Here is a 17930-nt window from a genome sequence, read left to right on the forward strand (position 1 = left end):
AATGAAGAAGTTTTTAGTCTCTTATTCTTGGGTTATTTTATTGTTCTTGTATTTTCCGATGATGGTATTAATGGTATATTCCTTTAATGATTCCCGTATAAATGCGGAATGGGAAGGATTTACGCTTCATTGGTACACGGATTTATTTCAAAAGCAAGACGTAATTGATGCGTTTATTAATAGTATTACCATTGCGCTTATTACGACAGTTGTAACAACAGTTCTTGGCGTGCTTTTCGCAGTGGCACTGCACCGTTATAAGTACCGTTTTGAAGGTGCGATTAATGGACTGGTATATTTACCAATCTTAATTCCTGATATTTTAATGGGATTGTCGTTACTTATTTTATTTAGCCAACTTGGCATGGAATTAGGGCAAACAACAATTATCATTGCACATATTACATTTAGTATTTCGTTCGTCGTTGTTATTTTGGCAGCACGTCTTTCCGGTATGGGGCGTGATTTAGAGGAAGCAGCAAATGATTTAGGGGCAACGCCTTGGCAAACGTTTCGTTATGTAACGCTGCCTGGAATCGCGCCTGGTATTATTTCAGCGGCATTATTAACATTCACATTATCAATTGATGATTTTGTGATTAGTTTCTTCGTATCAGGTCCAGGATCAACAACATTGCCATTATATATTTATAGTATGGTGAAACGTGGGATAACACCTGAAATTAACGCCCTTTCTACAATTTTAATTGTTGTAATTGTTGGGTTAATGATTGCATCAGAAATATTCCGTAATAAAGGTGCAGACGGTGAAGAAAACTCTGGAGGACATCTTCCACTATAAGAGTGTATGAATTACAAAGAAAGAGGAGGTAATAAATCGATGAAATGGATGAAAACAGTAGCTGGTGCAGTACTTAGCTTCAGCCTTGTTGCCGGTGTATTAGCTGGCTGTGGTGAAAAGAAAGAAGAGTTAAATATTTATAGCTGGGCTGATAATTTTGATGAGCAAGTGTTAAAGGATTTTGAAAAGAAATATAACGTAAAAATTAACTATGATAAGTATGCAAGTAACGAAGAAATGCTTGCGAAGTTACAAGCGGGCGGTGCAAAGTATGATTTAATTCAACCGTCTGACTACATGGTTAAAACGATGACGGAAATGAAATTACTAGAACCGTTAGACAAGAAAAACATTCCAAACATAGAGAATCTTGTTTCTAACTTTAAAACACCTCCGTTTGATCCGGAAAATAAATATTCACTTGTGTACACTTGGGGTGTAACAGGAATTGCTTACAATAAAAAATATGTAAAAGAAGCGCCAACAAGCTGGAATGACTTATGGAACGAGAAATATAAAGGACATGTTACTTTATTAAATGATTCTCGTGAAGTATTAGGAATGGGTCTGAAAAAGAACGGATTCTCAAACAGTACAACAAATGATGCAGAGTTAAAAACAGCGGCTAATGATTTACAAAAGCTACTTCCTAACTTACTTGCGTTTGATACAGATAACATTAAACAAAAGTTCATTACAGAGGATGCTTGGATTGGAACGGTATGGTCTGGGGATGCAGCTTTCATCGCAAAGGATAATAAAGATGTAGGGTATGTTGTTCCAAAAGAAGGTGGTACAATTTGGGCGGATACATTAGCGATTCCAAAAGGTGCAAAAAATAAAGAGCTTGCAGAGAAGTTTATGAACTACTTACTAGATGAAAAAGTAAGTGTGAAAAACTATGAATCCATTGGATATAGTAATCCAAATGAAAAAGCTCGTGATCTTCATAGTAAAGAATATCGTGATAATCACATGATTTTCTTATCACCAGAAGAATTAAATCGTACAGAATGGCTTGTTGATGTAGATAATAAATTAAAAGATTATGACCGTTACTGGACAGAGCTAAAAACAAAAGGAAAATAAGTAATGAAAATGCGGTTTCTGAATAGAAATCGCATTTTTTTCATAGTAGGAGGACATGCTTTGAAACGAAAATTACATCAATATGAGATGTTTTGTATCATCTTATTACTAGCTTTATTTAGTCTCATTGCTTGGAAAGTACAGGCAGGTGGTGTGACAGCAATTGACGAATATGTAAGAGGACTTGTAAAAGGCTTGCAAACAGAAGGGTCGCTTTCATTTTTCTCCTTTTTTACAAAGCTTGGCTCTGCAATTGGGATTATTAGTATCGTTTTGATTAGTCTCATTATTTTTTTAAAGAAGCGTTATTACGTAGCCATGTTCGTTTATCCCGTTGCTATACTTATGACGCATCTTGTTAATAAAGGAATAAAAGAAATTGTGAAAAGGGATCGTCCGAGTTTAAATGCGGCGCTAGATGCCCTTGGATATAGCTTTCCAAGCGGACATGCTATGCTATCGATTATGACGTATGGATTCCTCGCTTATATTATTGCTGCAAATGTAAAAAACGTAGCCGGAAAGATTGTTATTACGATTGCTATGGCGATAGTAATTCTATGGATTGGATTAAGTCGTATTATTTTATCTGTCCATTATCCGACTGATATTTTAGCTGGGTATTGCGCGGGTGGAATTCTTTTAATCATAGCTATTTATTTTCATCGATTGTTGTCAGAGCGATTTCAAATGAATCAAGAGAGGTAAAGGGTGTCCGAAAAGACTGGTATAACGGTTTTTTTCGGACATTTTTTTGTAGAATATATGCAACAAAATCAAAACGCGACTATTTCGTAATAAGCGATGTGATAAAATGTATGCAGATTCATTAATTATATAAAGTAGGTGATGGTGTGTGAAAACAAATGTACATAAGGTAGACAAATGGGGAAGAGTGGGTATCCTTCTCTATCAATTTCGCTATACAGTCATAGCGGCCTTGCTTGTGCTAGCGGTAGCACTTGGCATTTTTGCACCAAAGCTCCCAGGTGTATTAGGGGGAGATGGCTTTCAAACAAAGGGAGACTATCAAACGACAAAAGCGATTTTAGATAAAGATTTTAAGCAGTCACAAGATACGCTTCTGCTTGTTTTTCAAAAGGAAAAAGGAACTTCAAAAGAACAGTTTCATAAACGAATAGAAGAAATCGTAAAACAAGTTCAAACGAAAGAAACATACGATTCGTTTCATCATCCGTTAGAAAATAAGGAAATGTTACAAGACGATATTGCTTATGCGACTATTTTATTTTCCGGAAAAACAAGTAAAGAACGGAATGAAAAGACATTACATTTTGCAAGTGAAGTGAAAAAGGAAAGCAGCGATGCTGTGAAGGTATCCCCAACTGGCTTTCCCATGATTAATGATGAAATTAATGAACGAACACAAAATGATTTGAAAGTAGCAGAAATGATTGGCTTACCAATTGCATTTCTTGTTCTACTATTTTCATTTGGTAGCTTGATTGCATCGATCTTACCGATTATAAACGGGGCTCTTAGCGTTATTAGTACAATGGGTATTCTATATTTTATCGGCGTGGATAAAGAACTATCGATTTTTGTATTGAATGTAGCGCCTATGATTGGACTTGCTTTGTCGATTGACTTTGCACTGTTGTTTGTCAATCGTTTTCGGGAGGAGGTAGCACATCGTACGGTAAAAGAAGCGATAGCCGTTACGTATCAAACAGCTGGTCGGGCAATTATATTTTCAGGCTTGTGCGTATTTGTTGGGTTATCAGGATTGTTTTTCTTTGAAATTGATTATATTCAATCTGTCGCGATTAGTGGGATGATTGTTGTTGTAATGAGTATTTTATTTTCATTAACGCTTCTTCCAGCACTGTTATCCTTAATCGGAAAGCGATTATTGAAAAAGAACCAAGCTGCACCCCGTACATCAAATATGTGGCGAAAATTTGCCCAGTTTGTTATGAAGCATCCGATTATGATGATCGTAGTTGTTACTCTTTTTATCATCGTATGTTTATTGCCGCTGCGTACTGCAAACCTTCAGTTTCCAGGAGTAGAAGCATTGCCAGAGAAAAGTGATACACGAACTGCTTATGAGAGCTATGAAGAGTCATTCCATAAAATTGTAAAGAAGCATGCAGATGTTACTCTGGTACTAGAAACGAAAAGCGATGTAACGAAAAAAGAAAATTTACAACAGATAGAGGATGTTGTTCAAAAACTGAAAAAAGATAAACATGTATACAAAGTAAAGAGTATGTATGATGAGCTAAACGGTATGACGGCAGAGCAGGTTACTGGATTGTTACAATCACCGCAGCGTGCGCAAGTAGAACCTGTACTTGAAGCATATACAAAAGAAAATAAAACAACCGTTCAAGTTTTCTTACATACAAAACCACGAACGGAGACAGCAAAGCAATGGGTTCGTGATTTTAAAGAAACGTATAAAGATGATGGCATGACTTATTATTTAGGGGGTATGACAACATTTCAACAAGAGCTAGAGGATGAAATTAAAGATAAAGTTGTCATTGGGATGTCTGTTATATTTGGTTCAACCTTTCTTATTTTATTAATTGCATTCCGCTCCGTACTAATCCCAATTAAGGCTATTATTATGAACGTTCTTAGTTTAAGTGCAACAATCGGTATTGTAATCTGGCTTTTTGAAGGTGGCCATTTTGGATTAGAACAGAGCCCTGTGCTATTCGTGTTGCCAATCTTTATTTTTGGACTTGTTTTTGGCCTAAGTATGGACTATGAAGTGTTCCTTATTTCTCGTATTCATGAATTGTATGAAGAGACAGGAGATAATGATACGGCAACATTAGAAGGGCTTGTCTCAACGAGCCGTATTATTACGTCAGCCGCTCTCATTATGATTGTCGTAACAGGTGCATTTGCGTTTACTGATATTCTACCAGTGAAGCAAATGGGGCTTGGCGTTGCACTTGCTATTTTTCTTGATGCAACGATTATTAGGCTCATGTTAGTACCAAGTTTAATGAAAATGTTCGGAGATTGGAATTGGTGGTTGCCGTTTCGAAAGAAGAAAGAGAAAAAAATGGATTGAAAAAAAGCGTTCATCTTGTAGATGAGCGCTTTTTTCATGAATAGCATCGCCCTCTTTTTGCAAATAGTATGTGATAAGAACATTACATACATATAAAAGCAGGTGAAGACAATGTTTCGCTATTTTAAATTTAAGTTAAATGATACTGTACAGTTTGCAGAAAATGATGGGCATATGTATCGCATTGTCGGCTATAGGCTAGAAAAAGGGTTTTATCCAAAGGACGAATGGACACATATTATTTATGAATTGTTGCGAGAGTTTGATGGATATACCATAGATGCAGAAGAAGAGGAACTTGTAAAGGTGATTCAAGTGGAGGAAGAGTTTTATAAAATACATGAAATGTCGGGTTATCGGTACCCGATTAAAATGAAACAAAAGCTGAAGTTACCTTGTCAAGAAGCGATTGATGAACTATTAGATGCTTATAATGACTATAAGCGATTAGCTGATTTTTTCAAGGACCTATCATATGAGCAAAAAGCAGAGGAAATGCTACAAGAAATGAAGAGGCTACGCGCTTAGTAGACAGTCTGTTATATAGACTGTCTTTTCTTTTGAACGGTGCATAACGAAGCATTTTCCGGTACAATAGAAGAATGAATAGAAATAAGGTGATAGGTATGGAAACAAAGAAAAAGGGAGAATGGTGCGAAATTATAGTTCCTGCTAAATGGGATAGTATGATTATTGATTCGCTTTTAAAGGAAGAGTGGGGCGTCCCTAAAAAATTATTGCATCAACTTCGTATGGAAAAAGGAATTGTTGTGAATGGAGAACGGAAACGGTGGAGCGAGCCTGTAAGAGAAGGAGATAAGCTGCAAGTTCATATGTTTTCCCAAGAAGAGTATGGCGTTCAGCCAGAATTTCATGATCTTGATGTATTATTTGAGGATGATCACGTATTAATTGTCAATAAACCTGTGCAAATGGACACACATCCCTCAGATAAAGGTGGAACAGGAACACTTGCAAACTGTGTTGCCTTTCATTTACAAATACAAGGATTAGAGACAAAAGTGCGTCATATTCATAGGTTAGATAAAGATACAACCGGTGGTGTCGTATTTGCAAAGCATGCATTAGCCGGTGCAATTATGGATCGATTGTTAATGGAGCGAAATATTAAAAGAACATATATGGCATTGGTTGAAGGAAAAGTAAAAAAGAAGCAAGGGATTATTGATGCAGCGATTGGAAGAGACAGGCATCATGCAACAAGGCGCCGTGTTTCTCAAAAAGGTGATCACGCTGTAACGCATTATAAAGTAGAACAATATTTTAAAAAGCAAGATGTGACGCTTGTGACATTGCAATTAGAGACAGGAAGAACCCATCAAATTCGTGTTCATATGAGTCACATGGGTCATCCGCTTGTTGGAGATACGTTATATGGCGGGAGAACAACATATATGTCTTGCCAAGCATTGCATGCGGTACGTATTGCTTTGTTACATCCAATTACAAAAGAAAAGATTACAGTAGAGGTTCCGCCTCCTCAAAATCTAAATCATATTATGCAGTCTTTCCAAAAGTCGAACAGGTAAAGTTTGGCTTTTTTTATGGAGAAATCTTTTTCTCAGCAGGAAATCGTTTATGAGAATAGAAGCTCGTAAATAGAAAAGAGAGGTGAAGGTCATTTGGCAAGATACAGGTTTATTATGGGGATATTTTTGGCGTGTCTTCTAATTACGTTAGTTGTATATCCATACTTACCAAATTATGTAGCGGTGCATTGGAACCAGAGTGGTAAAACAAATGAATTTGTAAGGAAACAAGTTTTTGTATTATTTATTCCATGCCTCATTATTTTGTTACACAGCATATTATATATAATCTCACAATACATATATAAGTTTCGGGAAGCAGATCAATACATTGTAAGGGGATTTGAGAAAAGTGTGTTTGTATTTTTGCTGTTTATTCATATGCTTGTTCTCACCATTGGTATCGGAATCAATATACAGTTTCAAACTTGGCTTACAATGGGGATTAGTGTGTTCCTATTTATGATCAGTAAAGGATTTCAAAGAGAAACAAGGAAGGAAGAGGAGCCGGTTGTGTTACAGAAAATACGTTTGTATAGTCAGCGTATTTTTCAAGGGATGGCAATTATGATTTGGGGTTGTTTATTTTTGAAACAAGAGTGGGGCTTTTACTTGTTAATTAGTGTAATTAGCTGTGGGTCAATTTCTTTTATGTTCTATATTTTATATGCGTATACATTAGAAAACTATGAAACATAAAAAGAGCCTTCTATAGTAGAAGACTCTTTTTCTATTTACTTCGTAATAAATTGTTGTGTCCAGTAGTTTCCGCTTTCTACATATCCAACACCGATATGAGTGAAACCGCTATTTAAAATGTTTGCACGGTGACCTTCACTGTTCATCCAAGCTTGTACAACTTCTTCTGGTGTACGTTGGCCTTGAGCAATATTTTCACCTGCAGATTTATAAGAAATACCAAACTTCTTCATCATATCAAATGGAGATCCGTATGTTGGGCTGTTATGATCGAAGTAGTTGTTTTTTTGCATATCTTCAGACTTAATACGTGCAACTTTACTTAATTCAGCGTCTACTTTTAATGCTGGTAAGCCTTGTTTTGTACGCTCAGCATTTGTTAATTCAACAACGCGTTGTTCAAACTCACTTAAAGAGCCTTTTGCTTCTTCTGCTGGTTTGTTTTCAGCAGGTTTTTGTGTTTCGTTGTTGTTAGTATTGTTATTGTTTTCAGCAGGCTTTTGTGCTTCTGGTTTTGCAGTTTCTTCATTTTCAACTGGTTTTTGTGTTTCTGGTTTCGCAGTTGGAGGTGTTACTACTACATTTTCATCAGGTACTGTTACGTTTGGTTGCTCACCAGGAATGAAGCAGTTACCTTGTTGAAATTGAATTTGATTCCATTGTACTTGTGAGTTAATCCCCATAGATTGTAAGTAATTTTGCAATTCTTGTTGATTCATATGTTGCATAACTACTTTAGCTTGCTGAATATTTTGAACCTTTATTGTAGCTGGTTGCGGCGTTGCAGCCTGTGCATCTAGCGTTGATACTCCTAGAGTAAGTGCAGTTGCTGCTGCTACAGATAATAAAACACGTTTTTTCATGACATGTGTCCCCCTATGTAAAAGTTTTTTAACTGTTATCGCACAGATTTATGTTTGTCTGTCTGTCCGACTGACAAATTCATCGTAGCATACAAATTGCAGAAAAAATGATGGAAAAAAATACATAGACTCTGAAATTTCCTTTTTTATCCTAGATTTAAAAAGGAGCTAGAAAGAGAGAAAACTAGATTATAAAAGGAATTTTCAGCATGTTCTGCTTCACATGTAAGGGGTCTGAATTGGGTATACTTACCTATTGGTGAAAGGGGGAAGGTAATCATGGCAAGGGTTTAATCATTTTTTTGAGGAATATAATGGATGCTTTTTAACAAAGCTGTAATCTTTTTGTTGTTCTTTTTCATGAGACAGTAACATATTTTTAATGTTGTAGCGAATAAAAAAGCGGCTATCCCTTTACATAGAAGAAAGAGATAGCCGTTTTCATATTGTTACATATATTACGAGTTGTATTCAATTGCTTCTAATAACACATCTACAATATGAACACCTCTCATTTTATGAGAAATGTTTTCTCGTTCAATTCCGAGTTTCATTTGTAGTAAGCAGCCTGGATTGGCAGTGACAATGGTTGCTGCATCTGTTTCGTGAACGCGTTCCATTTTATAATCTAAAAATTCCATAGATAGTTCAGAATGGACAATATTATAAATACCAGCAGAACCACAGCAACGATCTGCATCTTTCATCTCGCGATATGTCACGCCTTGAATGGCTTGCAAGAGCATACGTGGTTCAGATGATGTCCGCATCACATTGCGTAAATGGCAAGAATCTTGATAAGTGATAATTTGCGGAGGAAGACGTAAATCATTTCGTTTATGGAAATCTAGTTCTACTAAAATAGCAGTGATATCTTTTATTTTTGCAACAAACTGTTGTGCGCGCTCAGCCCATTCTGGATCATCTTTTAATAAATAGTCATAATCTACTAAATAAGCACCGCAACCACCGGCATTTGTAATGATATAATCGATTTTTAAATCTTCAAAGGCTTGAATGTTTCTTTTTGCAAGTTCTTTTGCTCCGCCTTTTTCTCCAGCATGACCATGTAGTGCTCCGCAACAGCTCTGTTCTTTCGGAATAACAACATCGCAGCCAGCAAGCTGAAGCAATTTCATCGTAGCATTATTTGTTTCTAAAAACATCGTATCCATTAAACAACCAGTAAAGAAAGCAACGCGTTTTTTCTTCGTTGTTTCAGCTGGCAAAAATTCAGGGCGGTCTTTCATTTCTTTCATTTTTGGTACTTTCGGTAAGACAAGATCCATTGTTGCTAACGTTTCAGGGAACAGCTTCATAATTCCTGTTTTATGCGTTAACGTTTGTAAACCAGAACGTTGATAAAAACCGATAAGCCCTGTTAATGTTCGCATCCGGTTTTGGTGAGGGAATAAACCTTCAAATACGACTTTACGAACAACTTTGACTGGCATGGAAAACTTCTTGTTTTGGTTAATAATATCCCGTGCTTCTTCTAGTAAATGTCCATAGTTGACACCGGATGGACAAACGGGTTCACAAGCGCGGCAGCCAAGGCAAACATTTAATGTGTTTTCAACATCTTCATCGGGTTCAATTAAGCCATCAACGACTCCCTTCATAATCGCAATGCGACCACGCGGGGAGTGTGATTCTTTATACCCAGATTGAATATAGGTTGGACAAGTTGGTAAACAAAATCCACAGCGCATACAATTTAATAATTCATCTTCACTGAGACGGTCTTTAAATTCTTTTTGAATTTGGATTTTGTTTAATGTTGTCATCGCTGGGCCACCACTCTTTTGCGAGAGTCTTTTGCAAACATTTTTCCAGGATTCATAATGTTATGCGGGTCAAACGCTTGTTTAATGCCTTTCATGGCAGCGATGCCTTCTTTTCCTAATTTTAATTCTAAATAAGGAGCCTTCATGGCACCAACGCCGTGTTCTCCTGTAATTGTGCCGCCAAGTTCAATTGCTTTTTCGAAAATTTCTGCAAATGCTTGTTCAGCACGGTGCATTTCTTCTTCATTACGTGCATCTGTCATACAAGTTGGATGTAAGTTACCATCGCCAGCATGACCAAATGTACAAATGGAGATGTTATATTTCTTTGCTATTTCATTAATTGCTTCAACCATTGCGGCAATTTGCGAACGTGGTACAGTTGCATCTTCTAAAATTGTTGTAGGCTTGAGTCTTGCTAAAGCAGAAAGAGCGCTGCGGCGTGCTGTGCGGAGCGCATCAGCTTCTGTTTCATCCTTGGCAACACGGACGTCAACTGCATGCATAGAACGACAAACTTCGGCCATTTTTTCAATATCACGGTTTACAACTTCTGGAGAACCATCTTGTTCGATCAGAAGAATGGCTTTTACATCTGTTGGTAAACCAATTTGTGCAAACTCTTCTACAACTTCGATTGTTGGTTGATCTAAAAACTCCAGTGTTGCTGGAATAATTTTATTTGCGATAATTGCTGAAACAGCACGAGCAGCTTCATTGATGTCTTGGTATAATGCCAGCATTGTTTTCTTTGTTTCAGGCATTGGAATAAGTTTTAAAATCGCTTCTGTTACAACCCCAAGTGTTCCTTCAGAGCCGATAAACAGACGAGTTAAATCATAGCCTGCTACATCTTTTGCTAATTTCCCGCCAGTGCGAATGATGTCGCCATTTGGGAGAACAATCTCAAGACCCATAACATAGTCACGTGTTACACCATATTTTAAACCGCGCAATCCACCGGAATTTTCATTAATGTTGCCGCCAATTGTAGAAATTTTCATGGAGCTTGGATCTGGTGGATAAAATAGTCCTTTTTCTTGGGCAGCCTTAATAATATCAAGAGTAATGACACCTGCTTGCACCGTAATTGTTAAGTTTTCTTCATCAATTTCTAAAATACGATTCATATAGCGGAAAATAAGAACAACACCGCCTTCAAGTGGACATGTTCCTGCACAAAGGTTTGTTCCAGAGCCACGAACGTAAACAGGAACTTTATGATCATTACATACCTTTAATATTTCGGCTATTTCATTTGTATTGCGAGGTGCGACAACCGCATCCGGCATCGCTTGGAAATTTGGAGTCGCATCGTAACTATACGTTAAACGCCCCATATTGGACGTATCGACATTATCTTGGCCAACAATGGATACGAATGAATCAATAATACGCTGTTCTAACATTAAAAAAATCCCCCTCAAACTGTTATCTTGCTTATCCTACTTTCAACTGATTTATTTCGTAAAAGCTTGATTGATGAAAGCTAATCATGGGTGGAGAATGAAGAAAACCGCCACTAATGAAAGTTTCATATTATAGGAAAATAAGGATATTAATTTTGTAACAGTGTTTTCATTACAATCATAAGAAAGTGGTGGATTTCTTTCTATGTATAAACAACTGAAGATTAACCGGTTTTACCTTCTTTTTTTTGTTTGATTATCTAATAAGAGAAGAGCGAAATATAAAATGATTAAATCTTTAAATTGTTTTGGGTCTAATTCTGTGTAATCTTCTATTTTTTTTAATCTGTAATGCAATGTATTAATATGAATATGTAGCATTTCAGCTGTTCGTTTATATGATTGATTGTTTTCGATAAATAATCGCAGTGTTTGCATCAGTTCAGTTGCTGGCAGTAAGTGATAAATGGTACGGTGGAGAAACTCTTCACGTGTTTCAGCTGTAATATCTTGCAAACACATTTCTAAACGTAAATCTTCATTAAATATAATACCTTTCGTTTCTAATGCAACAGCAAGGGCACGCAATGCTTGTTCATATGAAACGTGCATTTCATTGGGCATAACGGTTTGTCCAACACCAATATACAGTGTAATAGGAAATAAAGTTTCGCAATCTTGTTTTAATCGTTTTAAAAATTGAAAGGTCTTTTTCTTTGTTTCCGTGGCTGTAAATAAAATAAAACGGTCATTTCCCCAACGTACAAAGAGTTCTTCCTTTGCTAATAAGTTTCGTATATGTTGCCAAATTTTTCGCTGTAGCATTGTGTCATCTTGATCGAATGAAAATAAAATGAGTTGTTTTTTCTTATGTAAATCAATGCCAAGTGTCTTGGCGCGGTCGAGAAAGCTAGGAGACCAGTCGTTGCTTTGTAGCCAATCAAAAACAAATGCTTCATAGGAGCGTTGTTCGAGTTCTAATTGCTCTAAAAAATAATTTTCATGAATTAATAGTTCAGTCATTTTCCGCAATATTTCTCCATACTGAGAAATGTTTTCTGGTTCTCCTGTTATACCAATGACACCGATCACTTCATCATGGAAGAGAAGGGGGAGATTCACTCCTGCCTTTACTCCTTGTAAATGTAGTTCGTCTTCATTTGTAATAATGACTGTTTTCTTTTGTTTCGCACAACGAAGGGCTCCTTCGTGAAATTGACCAATTCGTGCCGCATCTGTACTAGCAATGATTGTACCCTGTATGTCGATAATAATAATATTTTCAGTAATTAGCCTCCGAACTTCACGTACAATTTTGTTTGCTAAATCAGGAAAAAGCATAATTTACACACCTCTATTTCTATTTGTTGTACATTATATATGTATATAAATACAAATTAAAAAACTGACATAAAACCCTTCTTTTAAGGTGGGAGAGAGCATCCAGCCATGCATAGAAGTGGTCAGATCCTTTTCCTGCCCCGTGCCACGTGAAAACAAAGAGAGAAAACGAGTGCAGGTCACTTTTTGTTATCCATAGCCGCGGCTATATGTCGAAAAATCAAAATGGATTTATATAGTTGTGCAAAGTAGAAAGATTTCACACTTTCCTCACAAATATTTGCTATTTTACAATTATAACGAAATCATTCGAAGATGGAGGGAATCTTTTGAGAAAATGGTTTTTTCTACTATGCTTTATGTTTTTATTAACAGGGTGTCAGTCAGATTTATATACACCGATTGCGAAAAATAAAAACTTAATCATAACGACAAATATAAAGGAAGGCAGTATTAGTTTTATTGATATGCAGTCGAAAAAAACAGTCGCAACATGGTCTTTACAGGAGCCTATTACAGGCATTGCAATGCTTCCGGGTGGAGAGAACATGCTTGTATACGGTAAGCAGTTAGAATATATATATGTATACTCATTAACAGAAGGAAAGCAAATTGAGAAATGGAAGACGGGAAAAGGGATTGCGAATGTGATTGTATCGAATGATAAAAAAGAATTGTTTATAGCTGATCAAAATGAGCAAAAAATACGTATATTTACGATAAGAGGGAAAGAAACCGCCAGTATACCTGTAGGAAAAGGCCCGCTTACAATGGTGCAACATGATACGCAATTACATGTGCTGAATTTTTATGATACGCAATTATCTACAATTGACATAAAGGAAAAGAAAGTGACTCATTCCTTTATGGTGCCCCCTGCATCAACTGGGGCATTTGTAAGTGGAGACGGAAAAGAGATATGGATTGGCGGACATGGAGACGGGAAGCAAGTAAATGAGAAAGTATTGGTTTATTCGTTAGAAGATGGACAAATGGTTCGTTCTTTACATGCACCATTTATGCCGGTTAGTATCGCAGGAAATGAAACGTTCATTTATGTATTAAGTCACGGATCAAATACGCTGCGAAAATTTGACGCTCGTACGTATCAAGAAGTAGGTGCAGTTGAAGTAGGATCCAATCCATTTGCTTTTTGGAAAAATGGAAAAGAAGGTTATGTAGCTAGCTATGATAGTGATGAAGTGTATGTGATTGATATAGATGAAATGAAAATGAAACAAACGATTGCGGTTGGAAAAGGTCCATTTCAACTCACGCAGCGGGAAGGGAGAGGACAATGAACAAACATAAAGTATTACTTGTAGATGATGAAAGTGATATGAGACAACTGGTCGGCATGTATTTAGATAACTTTGGATATGAGTGGGGAGAAGCTGAAAATGGCAAAGATGCCCTTCAGATGTTAGGAGCGGATCATTATGATTTTGTCATTTTAGACATTATGATGCCAGAGATGGACGGGGTTTCAGTCTGTAAAGAAATTCGTAAAACTTCTGATGTTCCAGTTATTTTTTTAACAGCAAAAGGTGAAGAATGGAATCGGGTTAATGGCTTGCGCATTGGAGCGGATGATTATATTGTAAAGCCGTTTAGTCCTGGAGAACTTATTGCTCGTATGGAAGCAGTATTAAGACGATATATGAAACATGAGCAACAAGAAGAACTGCAATATGGATCCATTATAATTAATGAAAAGTGTCGCCGTATTGAAATCGAGAGTGAGCCGATTTCCCTTACTGTAAAAGAGTTTGATTTACTGTATTTTCTGTGCCAGCACCATGGACAAGTGTTTAGCCGTGAACAATTGCTTGAAAAAGTATGGGGATACGATTATGCAGGAAGTACGAGAACGGTAGATACACATGTAAAAACGATGCGCTTAAAGCTTAGAGAATATGGGAATTATATTCAGACAGTTTGGGGCGTAGGCTATAAATTTGAGGTGTAATATGCTTACGATGGTACAGAAGCTTTGGCTTACAGTAGTTTGTGCAGTATGTGTAACAGTTTCTTTTCTATATTTTGTTTCCTTATATTCGTATGAAAAGCTATATGTACAAAATATTGAGGATTCATTAACAATGGAAGGAAAGCGATTAGTTTCTCAATATAAAAAGGACGAGGATATAACGGTATTTGAAGAGAAAGTGAAAACTTTTGATAGTATCTCAAGTGCGGATTTAATCTTTGTGAGTAACCCTCGTGATTTAAGTGCTTGTTTACCTTTCGAAGTACATTATGACTCTCTTATTAGTGAGAATGATAGACAGACGTTATTGGATGGAAAAATAATTAAAAAGGTTGGATACGAAGAGCGTTTTAATCGTAACATTATGGGAGTTGTCATTCCTGTTTTAGAAGGAAAGAAGCTAGTTGGGGTTGTTTACTCTTATATCCCATTAAAGAGTATTAAAGATTTAATATATGATATGGGATTTATTTTGGCGCCATTAGCACTCGTTATGGTTTTACTGACAATATGGATTGGTAGAAAAATTATTATCGCGATCACCAAACCACTGTCACAAATGGAGCGCGTCGCCAATCATATGGCAAAGGGAGATTTTTCAGAGCGTATTACGATTACGTCAGAAGATGAAATAGGTAGTTTAGGAAAAGCATTTAACAAAATGGCAACTGCATTGGAAACAGAAGATGCTAAACGTAAGGAGTTTTTAGCGAATGTTTCGCATGAACTAAGGACACCGCTCAGTTATATTAAAGGATATAGCGAAGCAATTCTAGATGGAGTGGCAAAGGGACAACAACAGTCAAAATTTACACAACTCATTCATAAAGAAGCCGGTCGTATGCAACGGCTTGTTCATGACTTATTGGATTTGGCACAGCTTGAAGGTGAACATTTTCCACTTAAAAAACAACCGATTGTATTCGCTCAGCTTATTGAAGATGTATTAGAAACGTATGAATTGAAATATATAGAAAAACAACTGCGGATTTCAGCAAATCTTGATCCTGACATTATTGTAATGATTGATGAAGACCGGATGCAGCAAATTCTTCATAACTTACTAGACAATGCGATTCGCTATACAGATCATAATGGGAGCATTGATATACAATTAAAGAAAAAAGATAAACACTGCGAATTGAAAATAAAAGATACAGGAATTGGTATTGATCCTGAGCATTTAGAACAGCTTGGAGAACGTTTTTACAGAGTTGATAAAGCGCGAAGTCGCCAGCATGGTGGAACAGGCCTCGGTCTTGCGATTGTAAAACAAATTGTGCATATCCATGATGGATCATGGATTGTTGAGAGTGAAAAAGGAAACGGAACAACGGTTATCATACAGTTGCCAATAAAGTGAAATTTTGATCGGTGGGGGTTTTATCCACCACTGATCATTAGCACTCACCAATCGGGCTTTACTGATCAGAAATAGCGGGATAAAGGATGTATGTTTTTATCTTGATTTTTAAGAGATGAAGCATGCTTTTTTTCTGTTGCGCTCATGAAAATATAACAAGTGGTGAAGAGGGAACATGTAAATGGAAAAGAAAGGTGACACCGGTTAATGGGATTTATAACCATTACTTTCCTTCATATAACAAAAAATTGACGATTTTATGAACAAAACGTTTGTACTTCTTTCTAATTCGTTCTAAAATAGTTATGGATGCTAAATTCTTATAAATCGTTATCATTGTTGTTTGGATGATACTGGGGTGATACAACTGGAGTATAAATCTATCAAGCCGAAAAAAATTTACGAAGAAGTATCGGAAGCTATTTTAACAATGATTAAAAATGGTACCCTAAAGCCTGGTGACAAACTTCTTCCTGTTCATCAATTAGCTGAGCAGTTTCAAGTTGGCAGATCTGCTGTTCGCGAAGCATTAAGTGCACTGCGAGCAATGGGCTTAATTGAAATGAAACAAGGAGAAGGAACATATGTGAAGAATTTTGATGCTTCATCATTGACAACACCATTAAATAATATGTTGTTAATGAAACAAGAAGACATTGTGAATTTATTAGAAGTGCGTAAAGTACTTGAATTAGGAGCAGTTCGAGCTGCTGCAGTAAAGCGTACGGAAGAGAATTTACAAAATATGAAGCATTGGTTATATGAAATGGAAAAAAGTATTGGAGATGAAAAAGCTGGTGAAAAAGCAGATTTTCATTTTCATATGGGTATAGCAGAAGCTTCACATAATAACATTCTGTTAGAACTCATGAATCATGTTTCAGAAATGATTGCTGAAACGATTGGTGAGACGAGACGTATTATTTTATATGGTGAACAAACGACAGCGGAACGACTTTTAGAAGAGCACCAAAATATTTATGATGCAGTGTTGCAACAAGATGTGGAAGGTGCACAACAAGCAATGCTAGAGCATTTAATAAATGTAGAACATATGGTCACAGGCAAAAAAGAGGCGAATTCGTAATTTTCACTTTCAAAATTTTATTTTTCTGATAAAATAGAGAAAGGTTAAGTAAGCGTTTTCTTTAGGAAAGGGAAGATCAGGCATAGGGGGTTATGCCTAGCTTCTCCTTTTTATTAAGTCATCTGATGACCATATGATTGTTGGCTGCATTGAAATGAGGGGGAATCATAATTATGAAAGTTACTCTGTTTGTTACTTGCTTAGTCGATATGTTTGAAACAAATGTCGGTAAAGCAACTGTTGAAGTGTTAGAGCGTTTAGGTTGTGAAATTGAATTTCCAGAGGCACAAGTTTGTTGCGGACAGCCCGCTTACAATAGTGGTCATGTAGAAGCAGCAAAAGAAGCGATGAAGCATATGATCGAAACTTTTGAAGATGCAGAATACATCGTTACACCATCTGGTTCTTGTGCGACAATGTTTCACGAGTATCCACAAGTTTTTAAAGATGACCCAAAATGGGGACCACGTGCAAAAAAAGTGGCAGCTAAAACTTATGAACTGACACAATTTATTGTCGATGTGTTAAAGGTTATAGATGTTGGTGCTCATTTAGAGGGGACAGCTACTGTTCATAAATCTTGCCATATGACACGTTTACTAGGAGTAAAAGAAGCGCCAGGTATTTTACTATCAAATGTAAAAGGATTAACTGTAAAAGAACTACCAAACGTACAAAATTGTTGTGGTTTTGGGGGAACGTTCTCAGTTAAGATGACGCAAATCTCTGAGCAAATGGTAGATGAAAAAGTAGATAGCGTGATGGAAACAGGTGCTGATTATTTAATCGGTGCTGACTGTGGGTGTTTGTTAAACATTGGCGGACGTATGGAGCGTTTAGGTAAAGAGGTAAAAGTAATGCATATTGCTGAGGTATTGAATAGCCGCTCATGAAGGGG

The 17930-nt window shown here is 36.6% G+C and carries 16 protein-coding genes; 12 read left to right on the forward strand and 4 right to left on the reverse strand.

Going from position 1 to position 17930, the window contains the following annotated elements:
* Position 1 precedes the first annotated feature (1 nt).
* The 7 genes from QRE67_RS06285 to QRE67_RS06315 all read left to right on the forward strand — a co-directional run bounded on the left by QRE67_RS06285 (position 2) and on the right by QRE67_RS06315 (position 7192).
* Entirely contained in the window at positions 2-802 is an 801-nt protein-coding gene (locus QRE67_RS06285; RefSeq protein WP_286124044.1) for an ABC transporter permease, read from the forward strand.
* A 39-nt stretch (positions 803-841) separates the two neighbouring features.
* Positions 842-1891 carry a polyamine ABC transporter substrate-binding protein gene (locus QRE67_RS06290; RefSeq protein WP_286124045.1) on the forward strand — a complete coding sequence of 350 codons (1050 nt, stop codon included), beginning with the start codon at positions 842-844 and terminating at the stop codon, positions 1889-1891.
* A gap of 60 nt (positions 1892-1951) precedes the next feature.
* A complete protein-coding gene (locus QRE67_RS06295; RefSeq protein WP_286124046.1) occupies positions 1952-2599 on the forward strand; it encodes a phosphatase PAP2 family protein in 648 nt (215 codons plus the stop codon).
* Between the two features lie 148 nt (positions 2600-2747).
* Positions 2748-4943 (forward strand): MMPL family transporter, encoded by a 2196-nt coding sequence (locus QRE67_RS06300; protein WP_286124047.1) that lies wholly within the window; start codon positions 2748-2750, stop codon positions 4941-4943.
* A gap of 111 nt (positions 4944-5054) precedes the next feature.
* Positions 5055-5471, forward strand: a complete 417-nt coding sequence (locus QRE67_RS06305) for a YodN-related protein (protein ID WP_286124048.1) — start codon at positions 5055-5057, stop codon at positions 5469-5471.
* Positions 5472-5569: 98 nt separating this feature from the next.
* Positions 5570-6493, forward strand: coding sequence for an RluA family pseudouridine synthase (locus tag QRE67_RS06310; RefSeq protein WP_286124049.1), 924 nt, complete (start codon positions 5570-5572; stop codon positions 6491-6493).
* 93 nt (positions 6494-6586) lie between these two features.
* Complete coding sequence (locus QRE67_RS06315) at positions 6587-7192, forward strand: DUF1648 domain-containing protein (protein WP_286124050.1); 606 nt, start codon at positions 6587-6589, stop codon at positions 7190-7192.
* Positions 7193-7227: 35 nt separating this feature from the next.
* Here QRE67_RS06315 and QRE67_RS06320 read toward each other — a convergent pair whose 3' ends face one another.
* The 4 genes from QRE67_RS06320 to QRE67_RS06335 form a co-directional block, all read right to left on the reverse strand.
* Positions 7228-8055: a CAP domain-containing protein gene (locus QRE67_RS06320; protein WP_286124051.1), complete on the reverse strand. Its 828-nt coding sequence runs from the start codon at positions 8053-8055 to the stop codon at positions 7228-7230.
* Positions 8056-8513: 458 nt separating this feature from the next.
* The gene (locus QRE67_RS06325) at positions 8514-9842 is read right to left on the reverse strand and encodes a (Fe-S)-binding protein (RefSeq protein WP_286124052.1); all 1329 of its coding nucleotides are present in this window, start codon (positions 9840-9842) and stop codon (positions 8514-8516) included.
* On the reverse strand, positions 9839-11251 hold the full coding sequence (gene glcD, locus QRE67_RS06330; RefSeq protein ID WP_286124053.1) for a glycolate oxidase subunit GlcD: 1413 nt from the start codon (positions 11249-11251) through the stop codon (positions 9839-9841). The genes QRE67_RS06325 and glcD overlap by 4 nt, the downstream gene beginning before the upstream one ends.
* 234 nt (positions 11252-11485) lie before the next feature.
* The gene (locus QRE67_RS06335) at positions 11486-12592 is read right to left on the reverse strand and encodes a CdaR family transcriptional regulator (RefSeq protein WP_286124054.1); all 1107 of its coding nucleotides are present in this window, start codon (positions 12590-12592) and stop codon (positions 11486-11488) included.
* A 329-nt stretch (positions 12593-12921) separates the two neighbouring features.
* Between QRE67_RS06335 and QRE67_RS06340 the strand changes: the two genes are divergently transcribed.
* The 5 genes from QRE67_RS06340 (at position 12922) to lutA (ending at position 17925) form a co-directional block, all read left to right on the forward strand.
* Positions 12922-13893, forward strand: coding sequence for a YncE family protein (locus QRE67_RS06340; protein ID WP_286124055.1), 972 nt, complete (start codon positions 12922-12924; stop codon positions 13891-13893).
* Positions 13890-14561 (forward strand): response regulator transcription factor, encoded by a 672-nt coding sequence (locus QRE67_RS06345; RefSeq protein ID WP_286124056.1) that lies wholly within the window; start codon positions 13890-13892, stop codon positions 14559-14561. The genes QRE67_RS06340 and QRE67_RS06345 overlap by 4 nt, the downstream gene beginning before the upstream one ends.
* A 1-nt stretch (position 14562) precedes the next feature.
* Entirely contained in the window at positions 14563-15945 is a 1383-nt protein-coding gene (locus QRE67_RS06350; RefSeq protein WP_286124057.1) for a sensor histidine kinase, read from the forward strand.
* Positions 15946-16342: 397 nt separating this feature from the next.
* Positions 16343-17032, forward strand: coding sequence for a FadR/GntR family transcriptional regulator (locus QRE67_RS06355; protein ID WP_286125199.1), 690 nt, complete (start codon positions 16343-16345; stop codon positions 17030-17032).
* A gap of 173 nt (positions 17033-17205) precedes the next feature.
* Positions 17206-17925: a lactate utilization iron-sulfur protein LutA gene (gene lutA, locus QRE67_RS06360; RefSeq protein WP_286124058.1), complete on the forward strand. Its 720-nt coding sequence runs from the start codon at positions 17206-17208 to the stop codon at positions 17923-17925.
* Positions 17926-17930: the final 5 nt, after the last annotated feature.

The organism is Bacillus sp. DX3.1, assembly GCF_030292155.1.
Lineage (GTDB): Bacteria > Bacillota > Bacilli > Bacillales > Bacillaceae_G > Bacillus_A.

Excerpts from the sequence above, each read along its gene's own strand:
- QRE67_RS06345 (WP_286124056.1), top strand. The coding sequence starts at position 13,890 with ATGAACAAACATAAAGTATTACTTGTAGATGATGAAAGTGATATGAGA.
- lutA (WP_286124058.1), top strand. The coding sequence starts at position 17,206 with ATGAAAGTTACTCTGTTTGTTACTTGCTTAGTCGATATGTTTGAAACA.
- QRE67_RS06310 (WP_286124049.1), top strand. The coding sequence starts at position 5,570 with ATGGAAACAAAGAAAAAGGGAGAATGGTGCGAAATTATAGTTCCTGCT.
- QRE67_RS06335 (WP_286124054.1), bottom strand. The coding sequence starts at position 12,592 with ATGCTTTTTCCTGATTTAGCAAACAAAATTGTACGTGAAGTTCGGAGG.
- QRE67_RS06305 (WP_286124048.1), top strand. The coding sequence starts at position 5,055 with ATGTTTCGCTATTTTAAATTTAAGTTAAATGATACTGTACAGTTTGCA.
- QRE67_RS06285 (WP_286124044.1), top strand. The coding sequence starts at position 2 with ATGAAGAAGTTTTTAGTCTCTTATTCTTGGGTTATTTTATTGTTCTTG.
- QRE67_RS06320 (WP_286124051.1), bottom strand. The coding sequence starts at position 8,055 with ATGAAAAAACGTGTTTTATTATCTGTAGCAGCAGCAACTGCACTTACT.
- QRE67_RS06325 (WP_286124052.1), bottom strand. The coding sequence starts at position 9,842 with ATGACAACATTAAACAAAATCCAAATTCAAAAAGAATTTAAAGACCGT.
- QRE67_RS06350 (WP_286124057.1), top strand. The coding sequence starts at position 14,563 with ATGCTTACGATGGTACAGAAGCTTTGGCTTACAGTAGTTTGTGCAGTA.
- QRE67_RS06290 (WP_286124045.1), top strand. The coding sequence starts at position 842 with ATGAAATGGATGAAAACAGTAGCTGGTGCAGTACTTAGCTTCAGCCTT.
- glcD (WP_286124053.1), bottom strand. The coding sequence starts at position 11,251 with ATGTTAGAACAGCGTATTATTGATTCATTCGTATCCATTGTTGGCCAA.